Source organism: Pantoea sp. MHSD4, assembly GCF_021043305.1.
Lineage (GTDB): Bacteria > Pseudomonadota > Gammaproteobacteria > Enterobacterales > Enterobacteriaceae > Pantoea > Pantoea eucalypti.
On the sequence record NZ_JAJNDH010000003.1, the window covers coordinates 196,742 to 216,678 of the forward strand.

Sequence of the window (19,937 nt, forward strand, 5' to 3'; positions counted from 1 at the left end):
GGGTTGTCATTAGTCGCGAGGATGCAGCTGAAGATTGGTAATCAATGGCGGGCTACAGATAGCCATGCCCCGAAGTTAAGGACTTTGACTTTGCTGAATCCGATCGTACGCAAATTCCAATATGGTCAACATACCGTCACGCTGGAAACCGGCATGATGGCTCGCCAGGCGACTGCCGCTGTAATGGTGAGCATGGACGATACTGCAGTGTTCGTCACTGTTGTAGGTCAGAAAAAATCTAAACCAGGTCAGGACTTCTTTCCACTGACCGTAAACTATCAGGAGCGTACTTACGCTGCTGGTCGTATCCCAGGCAGCTTCTTCCGTCGTGAAGGCCGTCCAAGCGAAGGCGAAACGCTGATTTCGCGTCTGATTGACCGCCCGATTCGTCCACTGTTCCCGGAAGGCTTTGTTAATGAAGTCCAGGTTATTGCAACCGTGGTTTCTGTTAACCCACAGGTTCACCCGGACATCGTTGCGATGATGGGTGCTTCTGCCGCGCTGGCGCTGTCAGGTCTGCCGTTCAATGGCCCAATCGGTGCAGCGCGCGTAGGGTATATTAACGATCAATATGTTCTGAACCCAACTGCAGATGAGCTGAAACAGTCTCGTCTGGATCTGGTTGTTGCGGGTACGCAGAATGCCGTTCTGATGGTTGAATCTGAAGCTGAGATCCTGTCAGAAGAGCAGATGCTGGGCGCTGTGGTCTTTGGCCACGATCAGCAGCAGATTGTTATCGAAAACATCAATGCCCTGGTTGCAGAAGCTGGCAAACCACGCTGGGACTGGCAGCCAGAAGCGGCTAACACCGCACTGATTTCTCGTGTTGCTGCCCTGGCAGAAGCGCGCATCAGCGATGCTTACCGCATCACTGACAAGCAGGAGCGTTACACGCAGGTTGGCGTCATTAAAGACGAAACCATTGCTGCTCTGCTGGCTGAAGATGAAACGCTGGATGGTTCAGAAATCGGCGATATCGTGCATAGCCTCGAAAAAACCGTCGTTCGTACCCGTATCCTGAATGGCGAGCCACGTATCGATGGCCGTGAAAAAGATATGATCCGCGGTCTGGACGTGCGTACTGGCGTATTGCCACGTACCCATGGTTCATCACTGTTCACCCGTGGTGAGACGCAGGCGCTGGTTACGGCCACGCTGGGTACAACCCGCGATGCGCAGAACCTGGATGAGCTGATGGGCGAGCGTACCGACAGCTTCCTGTTCCATTACAACTTCCCTCCGTACTCTGTCGGCGAAACCGGCATGGTAGGTTCGCCTAAGCGCCGTGAAATTGGTCACGGTCGTCTGGCGAAACGTGGCGTGTTAGCCGTTATGCCAAAAGCGGAAGATTTCCCTTACACCGTGCGTGTAGTGTCTGAAATCACCGAATCTAACGGTTCTTCTTCAATGGCCTCTGTCTGTGGTGCTTCACTGGCGCTGATGGATGCAGGTGTGCCAATCAAAGCCGCCGTTGCGGGTATCGCAATGGGTCTGGTGAAAGAAGATGAGAAGTTTGTGGTTCTGTCTGACATCCTGGGCGATGAAGATCACCTGGGCGACATGGACTTCAAAGTAGCCGGTAGCCGTGAAGGTATCACCGCGCTGCAGATGGACATCAAAATCGAAGGCATCACGCGTGAAATCATGCAGGAAGCGCTGAACCAGGCTAAGGGTGCGCGTCTGCACATCCTCGGCGTTATGGAACAGGCTATCAGCACACCGCGTACCGAGATTTCTGAATTTGCTCCACGCATCTACACCATCAAAATCAGCTCTGACAAGATCAAAGATGTGATTGGTAAAGGCGGCTCAGTGATTCGTGCACTGACCGAAGAGACCGGCACAACGATTGAAATTGAAGATGACGGCACCGTTAAAATTGCTGCGACCGATGGTCTGAAAGCGAAAGAAGCGATTCGTCGTATCGAAGAGATCACTGCAGAAATCGAAGTGGGCCGCGTTTACAGTGGTAAAGTGACCCGCATCGTTGACTTCGGTGCCTTCGTCGCTATCGGTGGTGGTAAAGAAGGTCTGGTTCACATTTCACAAATCGCTGATAAGCGCGTTGAGAAAGTGACTGATTATCTGCAGATGGGTCAGGAAGTGCCGGTTAAGGTGATGGAAGTTGATCGCCAGGGCCGCGTACGTCTGAGCATCAAAGAAGCGACAGAATCTAAGCCGCAGACTGAAGAAGCTGCAGCGGTGATTACACCTGACGCGGAATAAGACGTTGCTGGTTTGCCCCTCTTTGCCTGGCAGAGAGGGGCGTTTGTATCATCGCGAGGGCGGGAATCCTTGTGCACAGCAGGCGGATGACAGGATGGTTATCCCAATGTTTGTATTCGGGAGTGGGAAATGAAGCCTTTTCTGCGCTGGTGTTTTGTTGCGACAGCTTTGACGCTGGCAGGATGCAGCAACTCCAATTGGCGTAAGAACGAAGTTCTTGCAGTGCCTTTACAGCCCACACTGCAGCAGGAAGTGATACTGGCGCGCATGGAACAAATTCTTGCCAGTCGCGCTCTCACCGATGATGAACGCGCACAGCTGTTATATGAGCGCGGAGTGTTGTATGATAGTTTAGGTCTGCGGGCATTAGCGCGGAACGATTTTTCGCAAGCGCTGTCTATAAGACCAGATATGCCCGAAGTGTTTAACTACTTAGGCATATATTTAACGCAGGCGGGCAACTTTGATGCCGCCTATGACGCGTTTGATTCTGTACTTGAGCTTGATCCAACTTACAACTATGCGCATTTAAACCGTGGTATCGCCCTCTATTACGGCGGTCGATACAAGTTAGCGCAAGATGATCTGCTGGCGTTTTATCAAGACGATCCTAACGATCCTTTCCGCAGTCTGTGGCTCTATCTCGTTGAACGTGAGATGGATGCTGACAAGGCAAAAGTGGCGCTTCAACAGCGTTACGACAAAGCGGCGAAAGATCAATGGGGATGGAATATTGTCGAGTTCTACCTTGGAGATATCAACGAGAAAACGTTGATGGAAAGTCTCAAGGCGGACGCAACGGATAACACCTCGCTCGCTGAACATCTCAGTGAAACCAACTTCTATTTAGGTAAGTACTACCTAAGTCTGGGGGAGAAGGACGACGCGAAAGCGTTGTTCAAACTGGCGGTGGCCAACAACGTCAATAACTTTGTTGAACACCGATACGCATTGTTGGAACTGGCGCAACTCGGCCAGGCACAAGACGATTTATCAGAATCTGACCAGCAATAGCTGACGAACTTAATTTGCCTGTAAAACCTGTTAAGTCATCATCTTAAAGGATGAAGGCTTTTCTGTTCGTCAAAACTTTTAATTTGAGCCGGTTCACACTTTTTGATGAAAATGACTGAAAGTTTTCACGACGAGTTATGTAGACTGGCCGCCGCAATCTAAGAGGCACGTGTACTACATGACTGATATTCAAACCACTTTTGCTGACCTTGGCCTGAACGCCGACATCCTTGAATCACTGAATGGCATGGGCTACGTAAAGCCATCCCCAATCCAGGCTGAGTGTATTCCTCACCTGCTGGCGGGCCGTGACGTGTTAGGCATGGCGCAGACCGGGAGTGGTAAAACTGCGGCTTTCTCTCTGCCGCTGTTACACAACATTGATCCTACTGTTAAAGCGCCACAGATCCTGGTGCTGGCACCTACCCGCGAACTGGCGGTACAGGTTGCTGAAGCAGTTACCGAATTCTCTAAACACATGCGTGGCCTGAACGTCGTCGCCCTTTACGGCGGCCAGCGTTATGACGTGCAGCTGCGCGCACTGCGTCAGGGTCCACAGGTTGTTGTAGGTACGCCTGGTCGTCTGCTTGACCACCTGAAACGCGGTACGTTAGACCTGTCTAACCTGCGTGGTCTGGTGCTGGATGAAGCTGATGAAATGCTGCGTATGGGCTTCATCGAAGACGTTGAAACCATCATGGCACAGATTCCAGCGGATCATCAGACTGCGCTGTTCTCTGCAACTATGCCGGAAGCGATTCGTCGTATCACTAAACGCTTCATGAAAGATCCACAGGAAGTGCGTATTCAGTCAAGCCTGACCACGCGTCCTGATATCAGCCAGAGCTACTGGACTGCTTATGGTCGTAAGACCGATGCACTGGTTCGCTTCCTGGAAGCTGAAGACTTTGATGCTGCTATTATCTTCGTGCGTACTAAAAACGCGACGCTTGAAGTGGCAGAAGCGCTGGAGCGTAGTGGCTATAACAGCGCCGCGCTGAACGGTGACATGAACCAGGCACTGCGTGAGCAGACGCTGGAACGCCTGAAAAATGGTCGTCTCGACATCCTGATTGCAACCGACGTTGCGGCCCGTGGCCTGGACGTTGAGCGCATCAGCCTGGTTGTGAACTACGACATCCCGATGGATTCAGAGTCTTACGTTCACCGTATCGGCCGTACCGGTCGTGCCGGTCGTGCTGGCCGTGCGCTGCTGTTCGTTGAGAACCGCGAGCGTCGTCTGCTGCGTAACATCGAACGTACGATGAAGCTGACCATTCCTGAAGTTGAACTGCCTAACGCAGAACTGCTGGGTGAGCGTCGTCTGGCTAAATTTGCCGCGAAAGTACAGCAGCAGCTGGAAAGCAGCGATCTGGATCAGTACCGTGCTCTGCTGGCTAAAATGCAGCCAGAAGATGAAATGGATCTGGAAACTCTGGCAGCTGCACTGCTGAAGATGGCACAGGGCGAACGTCCTCTGATTCTGCCACCAGAAGCACCACGTCCTGCACGTCGCGAATACCGCGATCGTGACGAGCGTGATGGCCGTCGTGACAGCCGTGAAGCGCGTGGCGATCGTGCTCCGCGTGAAAACCGCGAAAGCCGTGATGGCGACCGTCCACGTCGCGAACGTCGTGACGTTGGTGAAATGCAGCTGTACCGCATTGAAGTAGGCCGCGATGATGGTGTTGAAGTTCGTCACATTGTTGGCGCTATCGCTAACGAAGGCGACATCAGCAGCCGCTATATCGGTAACATCAAGCTGTTTGGCACCCACTCAACTATCGAGCTGCCGAAAGGCATGCCAGGCGATGTGCTGCAGCACTTCACCCGTACGCGTATTCTGAACAAACCGATGAATATGCAGCTGCTGGGTGATGCACAGCCAAACGAAGGCCGTGGTGATCGTCGTCCAGCTGGCGGTGAGCGTCGTGGTCCAGGTGCTGGCGGTCCGGGCGCAGCTAACCGTGAAGGTGGTCGTCGCTTCTCTTCTGAACGCCGTGAAGGTGGTCGTGAAGGCGGTGGACGTACATTTAACCGTGAAGGTAGCCGTGGTCCACGTCGTGAAGAAGGCGCAGCTGCCGCTCCACGTCGTCGTGATGCATAACGACTTAGCGTCGTAGTAAAAAGGGAAGCCACTGGCTTCCCTTTTTTTATGCCCGTCAGGCACCGCCGCTAATCATGACGCGCTCTCCGCTGACATAGGCGGACTCCTCAGAGGCCAGAAAAAGCGCCACCTGCGCGACATCCTCTGGCAGACCAAAACGCCCCAACGGCGTAGCCGCCAGCAGCTGCGCTTTGAGCTGCGGACTCATCCTCTTCGCTGCCAGTAATCCCTCAGTCAGGATCATGCCAGGCGCCAGGGCGTTAACCCGTATGTTCCTGGCACCCAGCTCGCGCGCCAGTCCCTGAGTCAGGGTATCCACCGCACCTTTGGTGGCTGCCCAGAGTACGGAGCCCGGCGTGCTGTTTTTACTGTTAAGGGCGCTGAGGTTAATAATGCTGCCGCCGTGCGCGGGGAAGTGGCGAATCGCCTGCTGACAGACCATCAGCGTGCCGAGCAGGTTAACGTTAATTTGCTGCTGCATCTCCTCCTGTGTCAGCGCCTCAAACTCGCCGTGATGAAAGCTGCCTGCATTGTTCACCACAATATCAGGTGCGCCGAAACAGTCTGCGGTGGTGGCGAACAGTCGTTCCACATCCCGCAGGCGAGAGATATCTGCCTGAACTGCCACGGCTTCACTGCCCAGGGTGATGATATCGCTGACTACGTCAGCGGCCCCGACTTCATCCTGACGATAATTGACCACGACGCGTGCGCCCGCTGCGGCAAAGGCGATAGCAATCGCCGCACCTATGCCTTTCGAGGCACCGGTCACCAGTGCGATTTTGTTCTGCAGTGCTTTCATTATGTCATTCTCCGCCGTAATGATTGCGTCGAAAGACTATGCGCGCTGGTGCTGAGAAGCGGGTAGCGCAATCCTGCAAGCTTTTTGCACAATCCTGCAAAAGTGCCTTATCGCAACAGGTATTTGGCCGGAGGTCAGGTAATATCAGCACAGCGAGCAGGAGGGGGAAGAACAGAGTGACAGAGAGTGATAAGTGGCAGGCGCTGGCACAGTTAATTGCCCGTCATGCGCCGGAGGATGGCCGGCATTCCAGTGCCATCGATTGCTTGTTTTTTGGCCGGGTTTCAGCGCCCACTGAGCCCATGCACTTTGCTCAATGGGCCAGTTTTGCGCTGGTGGCGCAGGGCAGTAAAGCGCTGCATATGGGTGATGAGGTGCTGCACTATGGGCCGGGTGATCTGCTGCTGGTGACACTCGATATGCCGGTACGCGCCTGTGTGACTGTCGCCACGCCGGAAAAGCCGAATCTGGGGATTGGTATTGCCATCAATGAATCCCGGCTGAGGCGCTATCTTGAAAAGTTTCCTCCCGCGCTGCCGCTGGCGATCGCACCTGATGAACGCGGCGTCACCGTACATAAAGTCTCACCTTTGCTGGTGGATGCGGTCATTCGACTGGTACGCCTGCTAGACCATCCCGAAGATATTGATGCTCTGGCTCCGCTCATTGAGCAGGAGATTTTCTACCGGTTGCTGACCGGGCCAGAAGGCTCGCGAATTTTAAACATGGCGCTGGCTGAGCGGCCGGGCAGTCGGGTGGCACAGGCTGCACGCTGGCTGCGGGAGAATTTTCATCAGCCGCTGAAAATCGATCAGCTTGCCAGCAATGTCGGCATGAGTATCTCTTCACTGCATCATCACTTCAAAGCCGTCACTGCCATGACGCCGATGCAATACCAGAAACAGCTTCGGCTGAATGAGGCACGGCGTTTAATGTTGGTAGAAAAGCTGGATGCCGGTACGGCAGGTTATCGGGTGGGGTATCAGAGCGCGTCACAGTTCAGCCGGGAGTATCGCCGCCTGTATGGGCAATCACCGGCGAGGGACAGCCGTGAACTGGCGGTGAGCACGGAGACCCGCCGCCCACCGCAAAACTGATTAGAGGCTGTTTGCCGCTTCCATCGCAATGGCAAAGGATTTGAGGCGCGCATCGCGGTCAAAAATCTGGCCGTTGACCATAATCTCATCCGCCTGGGTTTCACGCATCAGTGAGGCCAGCCCATGACGCACCTTATCAATATCGCCGACCAGTGACATGCTGAGCGCCTGCTGAACACCATATTGTTCTGACGGTGACCAGAGGTTATCCATGTTTTCAACCGGTGCCGGTAGCGGGCCCGGTTTGCCGCGGCGCAGGTTAATAAACTGCTGCTGCATTGAGGTAAACAGGAAACGCGCATCACGCTCATTATCAGCGGCGACCACATTAATGCAGACCATGGCGTAAGGCTTATCGAGACGCGTCGATGGCTTGAAGTTCTCGCGATAGACGTGCAGGGCCTGGAACAGCTGGTCAGGCGCAAAGTGGGAGGCAAACGCAAACGGCAGGCCCATTTTTGCTGACAACTGTGCGCTGTAAAGACTGGAGCCGAGCAGCCAGACCGGAATTTTCAGACCCAGACCGGGTACGGGTTGCACTGGCAGCTGCGCATCCGCGTCAGCATCGAACCAGTTAATCAGTTCAGCGACATCTTCGGGAAAGGTGTCGATGTGCATGTTGGCCTGATGACGGCGCAGCGCCATCATGGTGCGCTGGTCAGAACCTGGCGCACGACCTAAGCCGAGATCAATACGCCCAGGATAAAGGGAAGCCAGCGTGCCAAACTGCTCGCCGATGACCAGCGGCGCATGGTTAGGCAGCATGATCCCGCCGGATCCCAGCCTCAGGGTCTCGGTATTCGCCGCCAGATAGCCAATCAGCACTGACGTCGCGGCGCTGGCAATCCCTGTCATGTTGTGATGTTCAGCCAGCCAGTAGCGTTCGAAACCCAGTTTTTCCGCCTGACGCGCCAGCGCCAGTGAATTATGGAACGCATCCCGTGCGGTCGCGCCCTGTGGAATCGGCGCAAGATCCAGTACGGACAGGCGAAGAGGTTTTTTATCAGACATGACTACTCCCGTTGAATGGCGCAGGCATTAAGTGAAGGCCTGCACCATTAAGTATTACGCATCATTCCTTCTATTAAAACTGCTAACCTGTGCAGCAATATAGCCGGTATGTGCTTTTACTCAGGAGACCAGCGTCATACCCGCCAGTTTGCGCCAGTAACCGTTACAATCGCTGCCTTTCGCGACCATTAACGGTGCCTGGCCGTTTTCATTGGCGCGGAAACGGTCGATCTCCGCCAGCGTCGTGACACCCTGCGGCGAGAGCCGGACACAATCAACCCGATCGCGCATACCGGCCAGATCGTTACCCAGGTTATAGCAGTAGCCGCTCATGGTCTGAATGCCATTGAGGACGAACACCTGCTGTCCCTCCTGAGAGTTAACGCGACGGCCTGCTGGATAGTTGATGCAGCAGGTTTCGCAGTCATCTTTCGCGCGGTTTTCCGAGCGGGCGGTGAAGCAGCGCGCCGAGAGCGCCAGCGGCAGATGACCGTAGCCCAGCACCTCCACCTCAAATTGCTGCCGGATACCTCGTCTCTCGCACTGCTCCAGCAGCTGTAGCAGCCAGTCACGGGACATCTCCACCGGCATACACCAGCGCGTCATGCCCTCTTTGACCAGCAGTTGTAGCGTGTCAGCGTTATAGACATTCAGCGTCGGGCCCGCGACAAAAGGCAGGTGACGTTCAGCGGCCATATTGACCGCGCCGATATCATTAGCTTCAATCAGAAACTCGCCGTTCTCAACGTAACGCTGCAGCTCTTTCAGCTCAGAGGGTGACTGCAGCAATGCCAGCGTGCTCAGCACTACCTGTTTGCCGCTGGCCGCGACTTCGCGGGCCAGATCCATCCAGCGCGCATAGGGCGTGGCGCGGCGTTTACTGCACACCGCTTCGCCGAGATAGATAATATCTGCGCGACTGCGGACAGCCTGTTGATAGAAATCTTCCAGCGTATCGGTTGGCCAGTACCAGAGCACCGGCCCAAGGGCATATTGCATCATGACTCCTTATTGCCATTCACGGTGATAAGCACCCAGCGTGGTTTGCGTGCCTTCGGAGAGGTCGCCCAGCGTCTGCATCCACTGCGGCGCGACGTCAAACTGTTCCGGCTGCGCTTTGCAGCGATCGATGGCCTGACGCCAGACGCGCGCCACGTCAGCAACATAGGCGGGACTGCGCTGACGGCCTTCGATTTTCACTGAGGCGATGCCTGCCCGCAGCAGTTCCGGCAGCAGCTCCAGAGTGTTGAGGCTGGTGGGTTCTTCCAGCACGTGATAACGCTGATTGTTAACCTCATAACGCCCTTTACATAGCGTCGGGTAACCTGCACTTTCATCCGGCGCGTAGCGATCAATCAGCACTTCATTGAGACGTGACTCCATGCCCTTTGGCGTCTGCTGCCAGCGCACAAATTTCGCCGGGGAACAGGCGCCCGCGCTGTTAGGTGATTCGCCAGTCAGCCAGGAGGAGAGGTAGCAGCGGCCTTCGGCCATAATGCACAGGCTGCCAAAGGCGAACACCTCCAGCGGCACCGGCGTGCTGCGCGCCAGCTGTTTAACCTGATGAATCGACAGCACGCGCGGCAGCACGACACGTTGCAGATTGAAGTGGCGATGGTAAAAGCGAATTGCCTCCAGATTGGTCGCGGAAGCCTGGACAGAGAGATGACGTTCAACCTGCGGATAGTGCTTCGCGGCATATTCCAGCGTGGCGATATCGGCCAGGATCAGCGCATCGGCGCCGTTTTGCGCCGCTACATCGATTGCCCGCTGCCAGCGCCCCATACCATCCGGATGGGCAAACGTGTTAATTGCCACATGCAGTTTGCGCCGATGCTGATGCAGATAGCGCGCCGCTTCAGCCAGCTTTTTATCGGTGAAATTCAGGCCCGCAAAGTGACGGGCATTGGTGTCATCTTTCAGTCCCACATAGACTGCATCAGCCCCATTCTCTGTGGCGGTGCGGACGGCGGGTAAATTTCCTGCCGGACAGAGCAGTTCCATAGATGTTCCTCTCAACATGCGATGGGCGTCGAGTCTAGGCATCTGATCCGGGCAGTGTTTTGATTTGGGGCAGTGAAATTCCAGTTCATCGGCCCTTGCGGCACTTTTTTCCTTGCCACCGCAGCCGTTTTTATTGATCTCAGAGGAGGCGCGCAGAAAAGGATATGGCAATATACGTAAAATTTTCTAAAGGGAGTGACGAAAGTGTTAGAGCGGATACATGCCCATTTTGTAAAAAACGGCCCTAAAATCTTAGGGTTACCCGCAGCACTCACCCCATTTCCGGTCAAACAGTTGATTCTGCAACAACTCTTAAACTGGCAATTTCGCCATGCTTTGGCTGAAGGTGAGTTAGACTTTCTGAACGGTCGCCTGCTGGGTATCGAGATTGCCGATCTCAATCTGCACTGGATCACCACGCTGCAGGACGGCCGACTGGCGGTATTGCAACAGTCCGAAGCGGATGTCTGGTTTCGGGGCAATGCCAATGATCTGTTGCTGGTGGCAGCACGTAAAGCAGATCCCGATATGCTGTTCTTTCAACGCCGGTTGGTGATTGAAGGTGACACTGAACTGGGACTTGAGGTGAAGAACGTAATGGATGCTATTGAACCTGAGGCTATGCCCACCGCGTTACGCACGGCAATTGAACAGATGGCGAAATTTATCGATGCCGGTATGAAACAGGACGCGAAGGCCGCACGGGCGCGCGCGGGTGCCGCATGTTGATCCGTAGCGAAATTGGTGTTGATGCCGCGGGCATCGACGCATTGCTCAAACGCTGCTTCAGCACCCCGGCAGAAGCGGAACTGACTCAGGCGCTGCGTGAAGATGGTCTGCTGACGCTCGGCGTGGTCGCCACTGATGAGGAAGGACAGGTGCTGGGTTATGCCGCATTCAGTCCGGTCAGCGTTCAGGGTGAAGATCGCGGCTGGGTGGCTCTGGCACCGCTGGCCGTCGATGAGACGCTACGCGGCCAGGGTCTGGCCAGCAAGCTGATTTATGAGGGGCTGGATACGCTCAATGAATTTGGCTACAGCGCGGTCGTCGTGCTGGGCGATCCGGCGCTGTTCAACCGTTTTGGTTTTGAACCGGCGGCACGTTACGGTCTGCGCAGTCGCTGGCCGGGAACAGAGGCCGCATTCCAGGTCTACCGTCTGGCGGAGAATGCTTATGACGGCGCGGAAGGGCAGATCGACTACGCCGAACCCTTTAATCGCCAGCCGTAATACTCAGCCAGCTCTCCAGACTGATCGGCTGAGCCGCCACCAGCAGTAATTTCTGTTGGCGGGGCAGTTGCTTAACCTGATACTCCAGTCTGGAGGCGCTGGCACGATCGCCCGCTGCACAGTGAAACACCAGGTCCAGCGGACCTTTGCCGCGTAGCGCACGTGCGCCACGCCCGCTCTGGTGCTGAGCGACCCGGCGCACCACATCCGTGGTGATGCCGGTGTACAGAATCCCTTTCGCCGTGCGGACGATGTAGAGTTGCCACTGCTGACTCATCGCAATCATTTCCCAAAAAAAGGTGCCGGGCAGTGTAGCGCGCTTCACGCTCTGGTGCACCGCCAGGAGTTTATCTTGTCCGATCACGCCCATCTGGTTCGCTACCTCAGAAAGCAGCATGTGCTTTCACTCTGCTGTACCGCCGACGATCAGCTGTGGTGCGCTAACTGCTATTACGTCTTTGATGAGACGCGCATGGTCTTCTGGATCATGACCGAACCCGATACCCGCCATGGCGAGTTGATGGTGCAGAATCCGCAGGTGGCGGGCACCGTTAATGGTCAGCCCAGAAGTGTGTTGCTGATAAAAGGGGTGCAGTATCGTGGCCGGATTAAAAGGCTGGAGGAGGCCACAGAGCAGATTGCCAGAGCCGCTTACCAGAAACGTTTTCCGGTCTCACGCAAAGTGTCGGCACCGCTGTGGGAGATTGAGCTGGATGAGGTGAAAATGACGGATAATGCGCTGGGATTCGGCAAGAAAATTGCCTGGGTGCGGGAAAAATAGAAACGCCCCTTTCAGCTGAAAAGGGCGTATCGGGTTTACAGCGCTTCGAGGATCCGCAGGGATTCACGATTAAAGGCCGGTAAATCGTGCGGCGTGCGGCTGGTGACCAGCTTATCGCCGTCTACCACCACTTCTTTATCATGGAAGTCAGCACCGGCATTGATCAGGTCAATGGCAACGGCTTTAACCGTGGTCATCTTGCGACCGCGAACGCCATTCGCGCTGATCAGCAACTGTGGCCCGTGGCAAATGGCAAAAATGGGCTTGCCGCTGGCAACAAACTCTTTGGTAAAGGCCACGAAACGATCGTCGCCGCGCAGGGCGTCAGGCGAGTGACCGCCTGGCAGAAGCAGGGCGTCAAATTCAGCCGGGCTGACGTCATCGATGCTGCGATCGATGGTCACTTCCGCTTCGCCTTGCTTGCCTTTAACAACATTACCGGCTTGTTTCTCAATGGTAACCACCTCAAAACCAGCGCGTTTATACACTTCCGCAGGTGAAGTAAATTCTGAGTCTTCAAATTCATCGGTAATTAAAACCGCAACTTTCTTGCTCATCTTTTTCCTCCTGAAATTTGTGGAGCGCGAGGCGCGCTTTCCGGATAACGCTGTAAGTCTGGTCGCTGAGAGTCAGAACGCAAGCCAGCCCGTGAAGATCAGCTATCTTTTAACCTATACGCAGTGAAATAAGGACGAATCTGAGATGAATCGCGTATTACTGACCGGTGCAACCGGCTTAGTCGGGTCGCATCTGCTGCGCTTACTGATTCAGGATCCGCGCGTCGATGAAATCATCGCGCCAACCCGACGGCCACTGCCTGTGATGCAGAAAGTCGTGAACCCGGTTGAAGCCGATCTCACCGATGTGCTGGGGCCGCTGGACTGTTCACTGGATACGGTGTTCTGCTGTCTTGGCACCACGCGTAAGCAGGCGGGCAGCAAACAGGCATTCATCCACGTCGATTACACTCTGGTCGTGGACAGTGCATTGTGCGGATTACGCTTAGGGGCGAAGCAGATGATGGTGGTCAGCGCGCACGGCGCCAGTCGTCACTCACCGTTTTTATATAATCGTGTTAAAGGTGAAATGGAGAATGCGCTGCGTCATCAGGGCTGGCCGCGCCTGACGCTGGTGCGGCCTTCACTGCTGCTGGGAGAGCGCAAGCAGAAGCGCGGCGGTGAAAGCCTCGCGGGGCCGGTTTTCGCGCTGCTGCCGGGTAACTGGCGCGCCGTGCATGCGCGCGACGTCGCGCGCTGTCTGCACCAGCAGGCTTTCACCCAGGGAGGTGAGAGTGTCACTGTCATTGAGTCAGGCGATATCCCGCGTCACTCAGCGTAACGGCCAGATAATCTGATTACGACTGCCGCGCCATTGCAGCGTGGCATCTTTCTCTTCTTCGACAAAGCGACCATCGATCAGTACGTCGAGATAGTCCAGCACAGCGCGCTGCGCGCTGTTCAGCTCCTGCATCCGGTAACCGGTCCAGAGCCAGATATCTTTATCGGGGCACGCCTGCCGCACCCGTTTTACCAGACGGCGGATGTGCGGCACGTTTTGCGGATGCAGCGGATCGCCGCCGCTCAGCGACAATCCCTGGCGCGGAATGCGCGTATCCTGCAAATCCGCCAGCAGTTGCTCCTCCATCTCAAGTGTAAAGGGCACGCCGGAGTCGAGCCGCCAGGTGCTCTGGTTGTAGCAGCCGCGACACTGATGTTCGCAACCGGCGACAAACAGTGTGCAGCGGGTGCCGGGACCATTAATAATATCGACATCATAGTAGCGATGGATATGCATCATCCCAGCGGTCCCTCTTCAAGATGTTTTACCCGACGCTGCACTTCCTGCTGCTTACCGGCGTTAAACGGCCGTGCATCCGGACTGCCCAGATAGCCACAGACCCGTCGGGTGACAGAGACGCGCGCCGGATCGTGGTTGCCGCAGTTCGGGCAGGTAAAGCCGCGGCTGGTACAGGTGAACTCGCCGTTGAAGCCGCACTCGTAGCATTCATCAATCGGTGTGTTAGTGCCGTAATAGGGCACGCGGTCATAGCTGTAATCCCAGACATCCTCCAGCGCTTTGAGATTGTGCTGCACATTCGGGTATTCGCCGTAACAGATGAATCCGCCATTCGACAGCGGCGGATAGGGTGCTTCAAAGTCGATTTTGTCGTAAGGATTGACCTTCTTCTCAACGTCGAGATGGAAGCTGTTGGTGTAGTAGCCCTTGTCGGTGACGCCCGGCACCAGGCCAAACTGCGCGGCATCAAGACGGCAAAAGCGGTCGCACAGATTCTCGCTCGGCGTGCTGTAAAGGCTAAAACCGTAGCTGGTTTCCTCTTTCCAGCGCTCGGTGGCATCACGCATACAGGCGATAATCTCCACACCTTTAGCACGCAGCGCCGCGTCATCGTAAGGGTGTTTATGACCGCCGCTGAGTGCATTCAGGGTTTCGTGCAGGCCGATATAGCCCAGCGACAGCGATGCACGGCCGTTTCGGAAAATAGGACCGACTTCATCATCCGCATTCAGCCGGACGCCACAGGCGCCTTCCATGTAGAGGATGGGCGCGACGCGTGCTTTGGTTTTCTCCAGCCGCGCCACCCGCGTCATGAGCGCCCGCTTAGCCAGCAGCAGGCGCGCATCGAGCAGCCTCCAGAAACGCGCCTCATCGCCGCCTGCTTCCAGCGCAATGCGCGGCAGATTCAGGCTGATCACGCCGATATTATTGCGCCCTTCATGAATCTGCTCGCCATTCTCTTCATAAACGCCCAGGAAGCTGCGGCAGCCCATTGGCGTTTTAAATGAGCCGGTCACTTTCACAACCTGATCGTAATTGAGGATGTCGGGATACATCCGCTTGCTGGCACACTCCAGCGCCAGTTGCTTGATGTCGTAGTTAACGTCGCCCGCCCGGCGGTTAACGCCCTCGCGAATGCTGAACACCAGTTTTGGAAACACCGCTGTTTTGCGATTTTTACCCAACCCCGCCAGTCGGTTGCGCAGAATTGACTGCTGAATCAGCCGCGCTGCCCAGTCAGTCCCCAGACCAAAACCAAAGGTGACAAACGGCGTCTGGCCATTGGCGGTGTGCAGGGTATTCACCTCATACTCCAGCGACTGAAAAGCGTCGTAGCACTCTTTCTCCGTACGCTGGCGTGCATACTCTTCTGCCTGTGGAATCTGCCACTGCTCAGCAATCGCCAGATGCCGGGTATAGCTCTGCTCAACAAACGGAGCGAGCACTTCATCAATGCGGTTTATGGTGGTGCCACCGTAAATGTGGCTGGCGACCTGGGCGATGATCTGCGCCGTGACGGCGGTGGCGGTGGCGATCGATTTAGGCGGCTCGATCTCAGCATTGCCCATTTTGAAGCCGTTGGTCAGCATACCTTTCAGATCGATCAGCATGCAGTTGAACATCGGGAAGAAGGGCGAGTAGTCGAGATCGTGATAGTGGATCTCGCCGCGCTCGTGCGCCAGCACCACATCGCGCGGCAGGATCTGCTGCTGCGCGTAGTGCTTTGCCACGATCCCGGCCAGCAGATCGCGCTGCGTCGGGATCACTTTGCTGTCTTTGTTGGCATTTTCATTCAGCAGCGCCGCGTTGGTCTGATCGACCAGGCCGCGAATGGCGTGATGTAACTGGCTCTGACGATCGCGAGCGACATCGCGATCGTGCCGGTATTCAATGTAAGCGCGCGCCAGCTGCGGGTATGGGCCCGCCATCAGCGTTTCTTCCACTGCACACTGAATCTCCCGGATATCCACTTCCGGACGATCGGCCAGCCGCAGGGCAACCTGCTCAGCGACCTGCGTGCACCAGGCCAGGTCATCGACCTCTGCTGCCTGTGCCGCCGCCGCGACGGCCTGCTCAATACGCTGCGCATCAAAACCCGTCCGACATCCATCACGCTTGATGACCACCGTCGCCATTTCTCTCTCCGTAAACTACATATAGGTGTTTGATGGATTCTATCCCCTACATGTAGTGATTGCTGCGAATTATTGCATTCTGTTTTGACCTGAAACAAGGAAGATTCAACGCGGCAGGGCATGCCGACTGAGGTAAGAATCAGGTTTTGAGATCAGGTTTCCGGGTGATTAACTGGCGTATTGGCGTGCAGCAACTTTAATCAACGTTATGCCCTGTTAAAACGTTGACGTCACAAGGATGCCCGCCAATGTGGTTACCCCGTTCTCTGCTCCTGCTTTCAGCCTTTTGTCCACTCGTCCTGGCCAGTCCGCTGCCACTGATGCCCTGGCCGCAGCAGGTGGAGCAGCCCGCCAGTGGCGGTGCACTTACCCTGACGCCGCAACTGACGCTGCAAATCTCAGGTGATCATCTGGCAGGTGCTGAAGCGCGCTGGCTGGCGCGAATCAGTAACCAGACGGGCTGGCCGCTGTTGCCTGCATCCCAGCCGGTGGCCGCGCCGACTATACGTATCGTCATTGCAAAGGCGGTGGACCCGCTGCCACTGCCCGACAGCGATGAGAGCTATCAGTTGCAGGTCGATGGCGACGGCGTCCTGTTAACTTCACCCAGCCGTTTTGGCGCGATGCGCGGTATGGAAACCCTGCTGCAACTTATCCAGAACGGTGCACAGGGCACGACGATTCCTTACGTGACCATCCACGATCATCCCCGCTTTCCGTGGCGTGGTGTGCTGATCGACACAGCGCGCCACTTTATGCCGGTAGAGACACTTAAACGTCAGATCGACGGCCTGGCCGCCGCGCGGATGAACGTCTTTCACTGGCATCTCACTGACGATCAGGGCTGGCGCTTTGCCTCCAGCCACTATCCCCAGCTGCAGCAGAAAGCCAGCGATGGCAACTACTACAGTCAGCAGCAGATGCGGGAGATTGTGAAATATGCCACCGAGCGTGGGGTGCGTGTGGTGCCTGAGCTGGATATGCCGGGACACGCCTCAGCGCTGGCGGTGGCGATGCCGGAGCTGATAAGCAGACCGGGAAATTATCAGATGGAGCGCGGCTGGGGCGTCTTTAAACCGCTGCTCGATCCCAGTAACGAACAGGTTTATCAGGTGATCGACACGCTGGTGGGTGAGATGGCGGCGATCTTCCCCGATCCCTGGCTGCACATCGGCGGCGATGAAGTCGATCCCACCCAGTGGAACGACTCACCCGCGATTCAGCAGTTCATGCGCGATCACAATCTGAAAGATGCGCATGCGCTTCAGGCGTACTTCAATCAGCGGGTGGAAAAGATCCTGGAAGCCCATCACCGTCAGATGGTGGGCTGGGATGAGATCGCCCATCCCGATCTGCCGCGCAGCATTCTGATCCAGTCGTGGCAGGGCCAGGATACGCTGAGTGCGCTGGCAAAAGAGAACACGCGCGGCATTCTCTCCACCGGGTTCTACCTCGATCAGCCCCAGCCTGCCAGCTACCACTACCGCAATGAGGTCACGCCGCGCGGGCTCAACGGCCTGGATCGTCTGCGGCCCGGCGATCAGGCGCAGAGCTGGTCATTCACGATGCCGCGCCTCAAAGGCAGCCCGGTGAAGGGCAGCTTTACGCTCATTCAGGGCGAGTCGGGCTGGCGCGGTTTTATCGACTTCGACGGCAAGTCCCGGCGGATGGTTCGTGAGATCAACTGGCTCTCGACGCAGCAGGTGCAGTTCAGCGTGGATAGCTGGATGGGACCGTTCCAGCCGGTGTTCACGCTGCAGCAGCCGTCCCTCAAAGGCTATGTGCTGGTAGGCAACGTCCGTTATCCCACCAGCGGTCAGCGCCTGATGCAGCCGCCGGCGGGCATCGCGCCCGTGCTGCCCACGCCAGAACAGGTGCAGCACAATCTGCTGGGTGGTGAGGCAGCGCTGTGGGCGGAAAACATCAACAGCCAGATTATTGATACCAAATTGTGGCCGCGCGCCTTTGTGGTGGCTGAGCGGTTATGGTCGGCAGAGGATGTCACGAACATGGATTCAATGTATTCGCGGCTGTCAGCGATGGATCGCTGGAGCACTGTATCGGTGGGAACGCTGCAGCAAGCCCAGACGGAGCAGCAGATGATGCGGCTGGCCAACGGGCACGATATTGCCCCACTGCAAATACTGGCTGAGGTGCTGGAACCGGCGCAGTACTACACCCGCCAGCATCTGAAGTTTCAGGCGGGCCATTACGACTATCACGAGCCGTTAAACCGGCTGGCGGATGTGCTGCCTGCCGAGAGTGAGGCGGTGCGCCAGCTGGCGCAGCATGTCGCCGTGTTAATCGCCAACCGTAATAACCCGGCCGCTGCCTCCGCAGTTCGTGCGCCGCTGCAGCGCTGGCAGGCCAACACGACTGCGGTAATGCCGATCATCAACGGTAGCGCGACGCTGAAGCCGCTGGCACACAGCGTGCAGCAGATTGAGGTGCTGAGCACCATGGGCCTCGCGCTGGTGAATGCTTACGTCCGCAATCAGGCGTTTGGTGCCAGCGAAGTGGCGGAGATGCATGCGACACTCGATGCCGCTGCGCAGGTGCAGGATGAAACGGTGATTGCGCTGGTCAGGCCGCTGGAGACGCTGTTGCGCGCCTTTCAGTAAATGCGGTGGCCGGTGCGGAACCGGCCACCGTGGCATCAGGCCGGGCCGCTGACTGAATGGCGACGCACCAGCGTCGGGCTGAACATGTGGGTGACTTCTGGCAGCGGCAGATCGTTAGCCAGTGCCAGCGCAAGCTGGGCTGCCTGCTGCGCCATGGTGACAATCGGATAGCGGACGGTGGTGAGGCGCGGTCGCACATAGCGCGACACCAGCACATCATCAAAGCCGATCAGTGACATCTCTTCCGGCACGCGAACACCGTTATCGCTCAGCACTGCCAGTGCACCTGCCGCCATGGAGTCGTTGTAACAGGCGACAGCGGTAAAGTTCCTGCCGCGCCCCAGCAGTTCCGTCATCGCCTGCTCACCGCCGACTTCATCCGGTTCGCCCCAGGTGACCAGCCGGTCGCTGCACGGCAGGCCGTGCTCTTTCAGCGCATCGTAGTAACCCTGCAGGCGATCTTCGGCATCAGAGATGGTGTGGGTCGAACAGATAAAGGCGATATTCTGATGGCCGAGCTGGATCAGATGACGGGTGGCAAGCCAGGCACCGTAGCGATCGTCAAGCGCAATACAGCGCTTTTCAAAGCCTTTTATCAGCCGGTTCAGCAGCACCATACCGGGCACCTGCTTCATCAGCACTTCCAGCTCTGCGTCGGGAATTTTCTTGGCGTGAACCACCAGCGCCGCGCAGCGATGACGCATCAGCTGTTCAATCGCCTGCCGCTCTTTTTGCTCATTATGGTAACCGTTACCAATCAGCAAAAAGTTACCGGTATCGCCTGCCACCTCATCCACGGCTTTAACCATCGCGCCAAAAAAGGGATCGGAGACGTCACCGACAATCAGGCCGAGCGTTTCGGTCGATTGTTGCGCCAGCGCGCGTGCGTTGGCATTCGGGTGATACTGAAGCTGCTCCATCGCCTGGCCTACGGCCTGTCGGGAGCTGTCGCTGGCTTTGGGAGAATTATTGATTACACGTGAGACTGTGGCGACAGAAACGCCCGCCAGTCGCGCAACATCCTTTATGGTAGCCATGCGTTGACCTGCTTTGGGGAAAACGTTTACACATCACATCAGTGTTACGGAAAAGGGCGGACACATCAACCCGACA

At 56.4% G+C, this 19,937-nt stretch carries 19 protein-coding genes; 10 read left to right on the plus strand and 9 right to left on the minus strand.

Translation table 11 applies throughout. The features are described 5' to 3' along the window. Positions 1-90 precede the first annotated feature (90 nt). From pnp to LQK91_RS11450, 4 genes are all read left to right on the plus strand, one after another. A complete protein-coding gene (gene pnp / locus LQK91_RS11440) occupies positions 91-2,226 on the plus strand; it encodes a polyribonucleotide nucleotidyltransferase (RefSeq protein WP_003851060.1) in 2,136 nt (711 codons plus the stop codon). 129 nt (positions 2,227-2,355) lie between these two features. Further along, positions 2,356-3,240: a lipoprotein NlpI gene (gene nlpI / locus LQK91_RS11445; protein WP_003851059.1), complete on the plus strand. Its 885-nt coding sequence runs from the start codon at positions 2,356-2,358 to the stop codon at positions 3,238-3,240. A 105-nt stretch (positions 3,241-3,345) separates the two neighbouring features. Continuing rightward, positions 3,346-3,402: a protein YrbN gene (yrbN, locus tag LQK91_RS22080; RefSeq protein ID WP_098053093.1), complete on the plus strand. Its 57-nt coding sequence runs from the start codon at positions 3,346-3,348 to the stop codon at positions 3,400-3,402. Between the two features lie 16 nt (positions 3,403-3,418). Next, the gene (locus tag LQK91_RS11450; RefSeq protein ID WP_105099503.1) at positions 3,419-5,347 is read left to right on the plus strand and encodes a DEAD/DEAH family ATP-dependent RNA helicase; all 1,929 of its coding nucleotides are present in this window, start codon (positions 3,419-3,421) and stop codon (positions 5,345-5,347) included. A 55-nt stretch (positions 5,348-5,402) separates the two neighbouring features. Here LQK91_RS11450 and LQK91_RS11455 read toward each other — a convergent pair whose 3' ends face one another. Further along, the gene (locus tag LQK91_RS11455; RefSeq protein ID WP_008925425.1) at positions 5,403-6,149 is read right to left on the minus strand and encodes an SDR family NAD(P)-dependent oxidoreductase; all 747 of its coding nucleotides are present in this window, start codon (positions 6,147-6,149) and stop codon (positions 5,403-5,405) included. Positions 6,150-6,325: 176 nt separating this feature from the next. Here LQK91_RS11455 and LQK91_RS11460 point away from each other — a divergent pair, with 176 nt between their 5' ends. Beyond that, entirely contained in the window at positions 6,326-7,246 is a 921-nt protein-coding gene (locus tag LQK91_RS11460) for an AraC family transcriptional regulator (RefSeq protein ID WP_003851054.1), read from the plus strand. Here LQK91_RS11460 and LQK91_RS11465 read toward each other — a convergent pair whose 3' ends face one another. From LQK91_RS11465 to ubiU, 3 genes are all read right to left on the minus strand, one after another. Beyond that, a complete protein-coding gene (locus LQK91_RS11465) occupies positions 7,247-8,257 on the minus strand; it encodes a luciferase-like monooxygenase (protein WP_105099504.1) in 1,011 nt (336 codons plus the stop codon). Between the two features lie 120 nt (positions 8,258-8,377). Continuing rightward, positions 8,378-9,256: a U32 family peptidase gene (locus LQK91_RS11470; RefSeq protein ID WP_008925427.1), complete on the minus strand. Its 879-nt coding sequence runs from the start codon at positions 9,254-9,256 to the stop codon at positions 8,378-8,380. Positions 9,257-9,265: 9 nt separating this feature from the next. Beyond that, positions 9,266-10,261, minus strand: coding sequence for a ubiquinone anaerobic biosynthesis protein UbiU (gene ubiU, locus LQK91_RS11475; protein WP_008925428.1), 996 nt, complete (start codon positions 10,259-10,261; stop codon positions 9,266-9,268). Positions 10,262-10,465: 204 nt separating this feature from the next. On the opposite strand from ubiU, the gene ubiT reads away from it, so the two are divergent. After that, positions 10,466-10,990: a ubiquinone anaerobic biosynthesis accessory factor UbiT gene (gene ubiT / locus LQK91_RS11480; RefSeq protein ID WP_003851052.1), complete on the plus strand. Its 525-nt coding sequence runs from the start codon at positions 10,466-10,468 to the stop codon at positions 10,988-10,990. Beyond that, positions 10,984-11,490 (plus strand): GNAT family N-acetyltransferase, encoded by a 507-nt coding sequence (locus LQK91_RS11485; RefSeq protein ID WP_008925429.1) that lies wholly within the window; start codon positions 10,984-10,986, stop codon positions 11,488-11,490. Before ubiT ends, LQK91_RS11485 begins: the two co-directional genes overlap by 7 nt. On the opposite strand, the gene LQK91_RS11490 is transcribed toward LQK91_RS11485, so the two are convergent. Continuing rightward, on the minus strand, positions 11,474-11,767 hold the full coding sequence (locus tag LQK91_RS11490) for a GIY-YIG nuclease family protein (protein WP_033743118.1): 294 nt from the start codon (positions 11,765-11,767) through the stop codon (positions 11,474-11,476). The two genes, LQK91_RS11485 and LQK91_RS11490, sit on opposite strands and share 17 nt — an antisense overlap. A 75-nt stretch (positions 11,768-11,842) precedes the next feature. On the opposite strand from LQK91_RS11490, the gene LQK91_RS11495 reads away from it, so the two are divergent. Beyond that, complete coding sequence (locus tag LQK91_RS11495) at positions 11,843-12,271, plus strand: YhbP family protein (RefSeq protein ID WP_039658932.1); 429 nt, start codon at positions 11,843-11,845, stop codon at positions 12,269-12,271. Between the two features lie 35 nt (positions 12,272-12,306). Here the strand turns inward: LQK91_RS11495 and LQK91_RS11500 are convergent, their stop codons facing one another. Further along, positions 12,307-12,828, minus strand: coding sequence for a type 1 glutamine amidotransferase domain-containing protein (locus tag LQK91_RS11500; protein ID WP_003851045.1), 522 nt, complete (start codon positions 12,826-12,828; stop codon positions 12,307-12,309). Between the two features lie 145 nt (positions 12,829-12,973). Between LQK91_RS11500 and LQK91_RS11505 the strand changes: the two genes are divergently transcribed. Then, a complete protein-coding gene (locus LQK91_RS11505; protein ID WP_039658929.1) occupies positions 12,974-13,609 on the plus strand; it encodes an NAD-dependent epimerase/dehydratase family protein in 636 nt (211 codons plus the stop codon). Here the strand turns inward: LQK91_RS11505 and nrdG are convergent. Then, the gene (gene nrdG / locus LQK91_RS11510) at positions 13,601-14,065 is read right to left on the minus strand and encodes an anaerobic ribonucleoside-triphosphate reductase-activating protein (protein WP_181162224.1); all 465 of its coding nucleotides are present in this window, start codon (positions 14,063-14,065) and stop codon (positions 13,601-13,603) included. The genes LQK91_RS11505 and nrdG overlap by 9 nt on opposite strands. Next, complete coding sequence (gene nrdD / locus LQK91_RS11515) at positions 14,065-16,203, minus strand: anaerobic ribonucleoside-triphosphate reductase (RefSeq protein ID WP_008925433.1); 2,139 nt, start codon at positions 16,201-16,203, stop codon at positions 14,065-14,067. The genes nrdG and nrdD overlap by 1 nt, the downstream gene beginning before the upstream one ends. A 248-nt stretch (positions 16,204-16,451) precedes the next feature. Between nrdD and LQK91_RS11520 the strand changes: the two genes are divergently transcribed. Next, positions 16,452-18,824 carry a beta-N-acetylhexosaminidase gene (locus LQK91_RS11520; protein WP_003851035.1) on the plus strand — a complete coding sequence of 791 codons (2,373 nt, stop codon included), beginning with the start codon at positions 16,452-16,454 and terminating at the stop codon, positions 18,822-18,824. A 35-nt stretch (positions 18,825-18,859) separates the two neighbouring features. On the opposite strand, the gene galR is transcribed toward LQK91_RS11520, so the two are convergent. Next, complete coding sequence (gene galR / locus LQK91_RS11525) at positions 18,860-19,861, minus strand: HTH-type transcriptional regulator GalR (RefSeq protein ID WP_003851033.1); 1,002 nt, start codon at positions 19,859-19,861, stop codon at positions 18,860-18,862. Positions 19,862-19,937 lie beyond the last annotated feature (76 nt).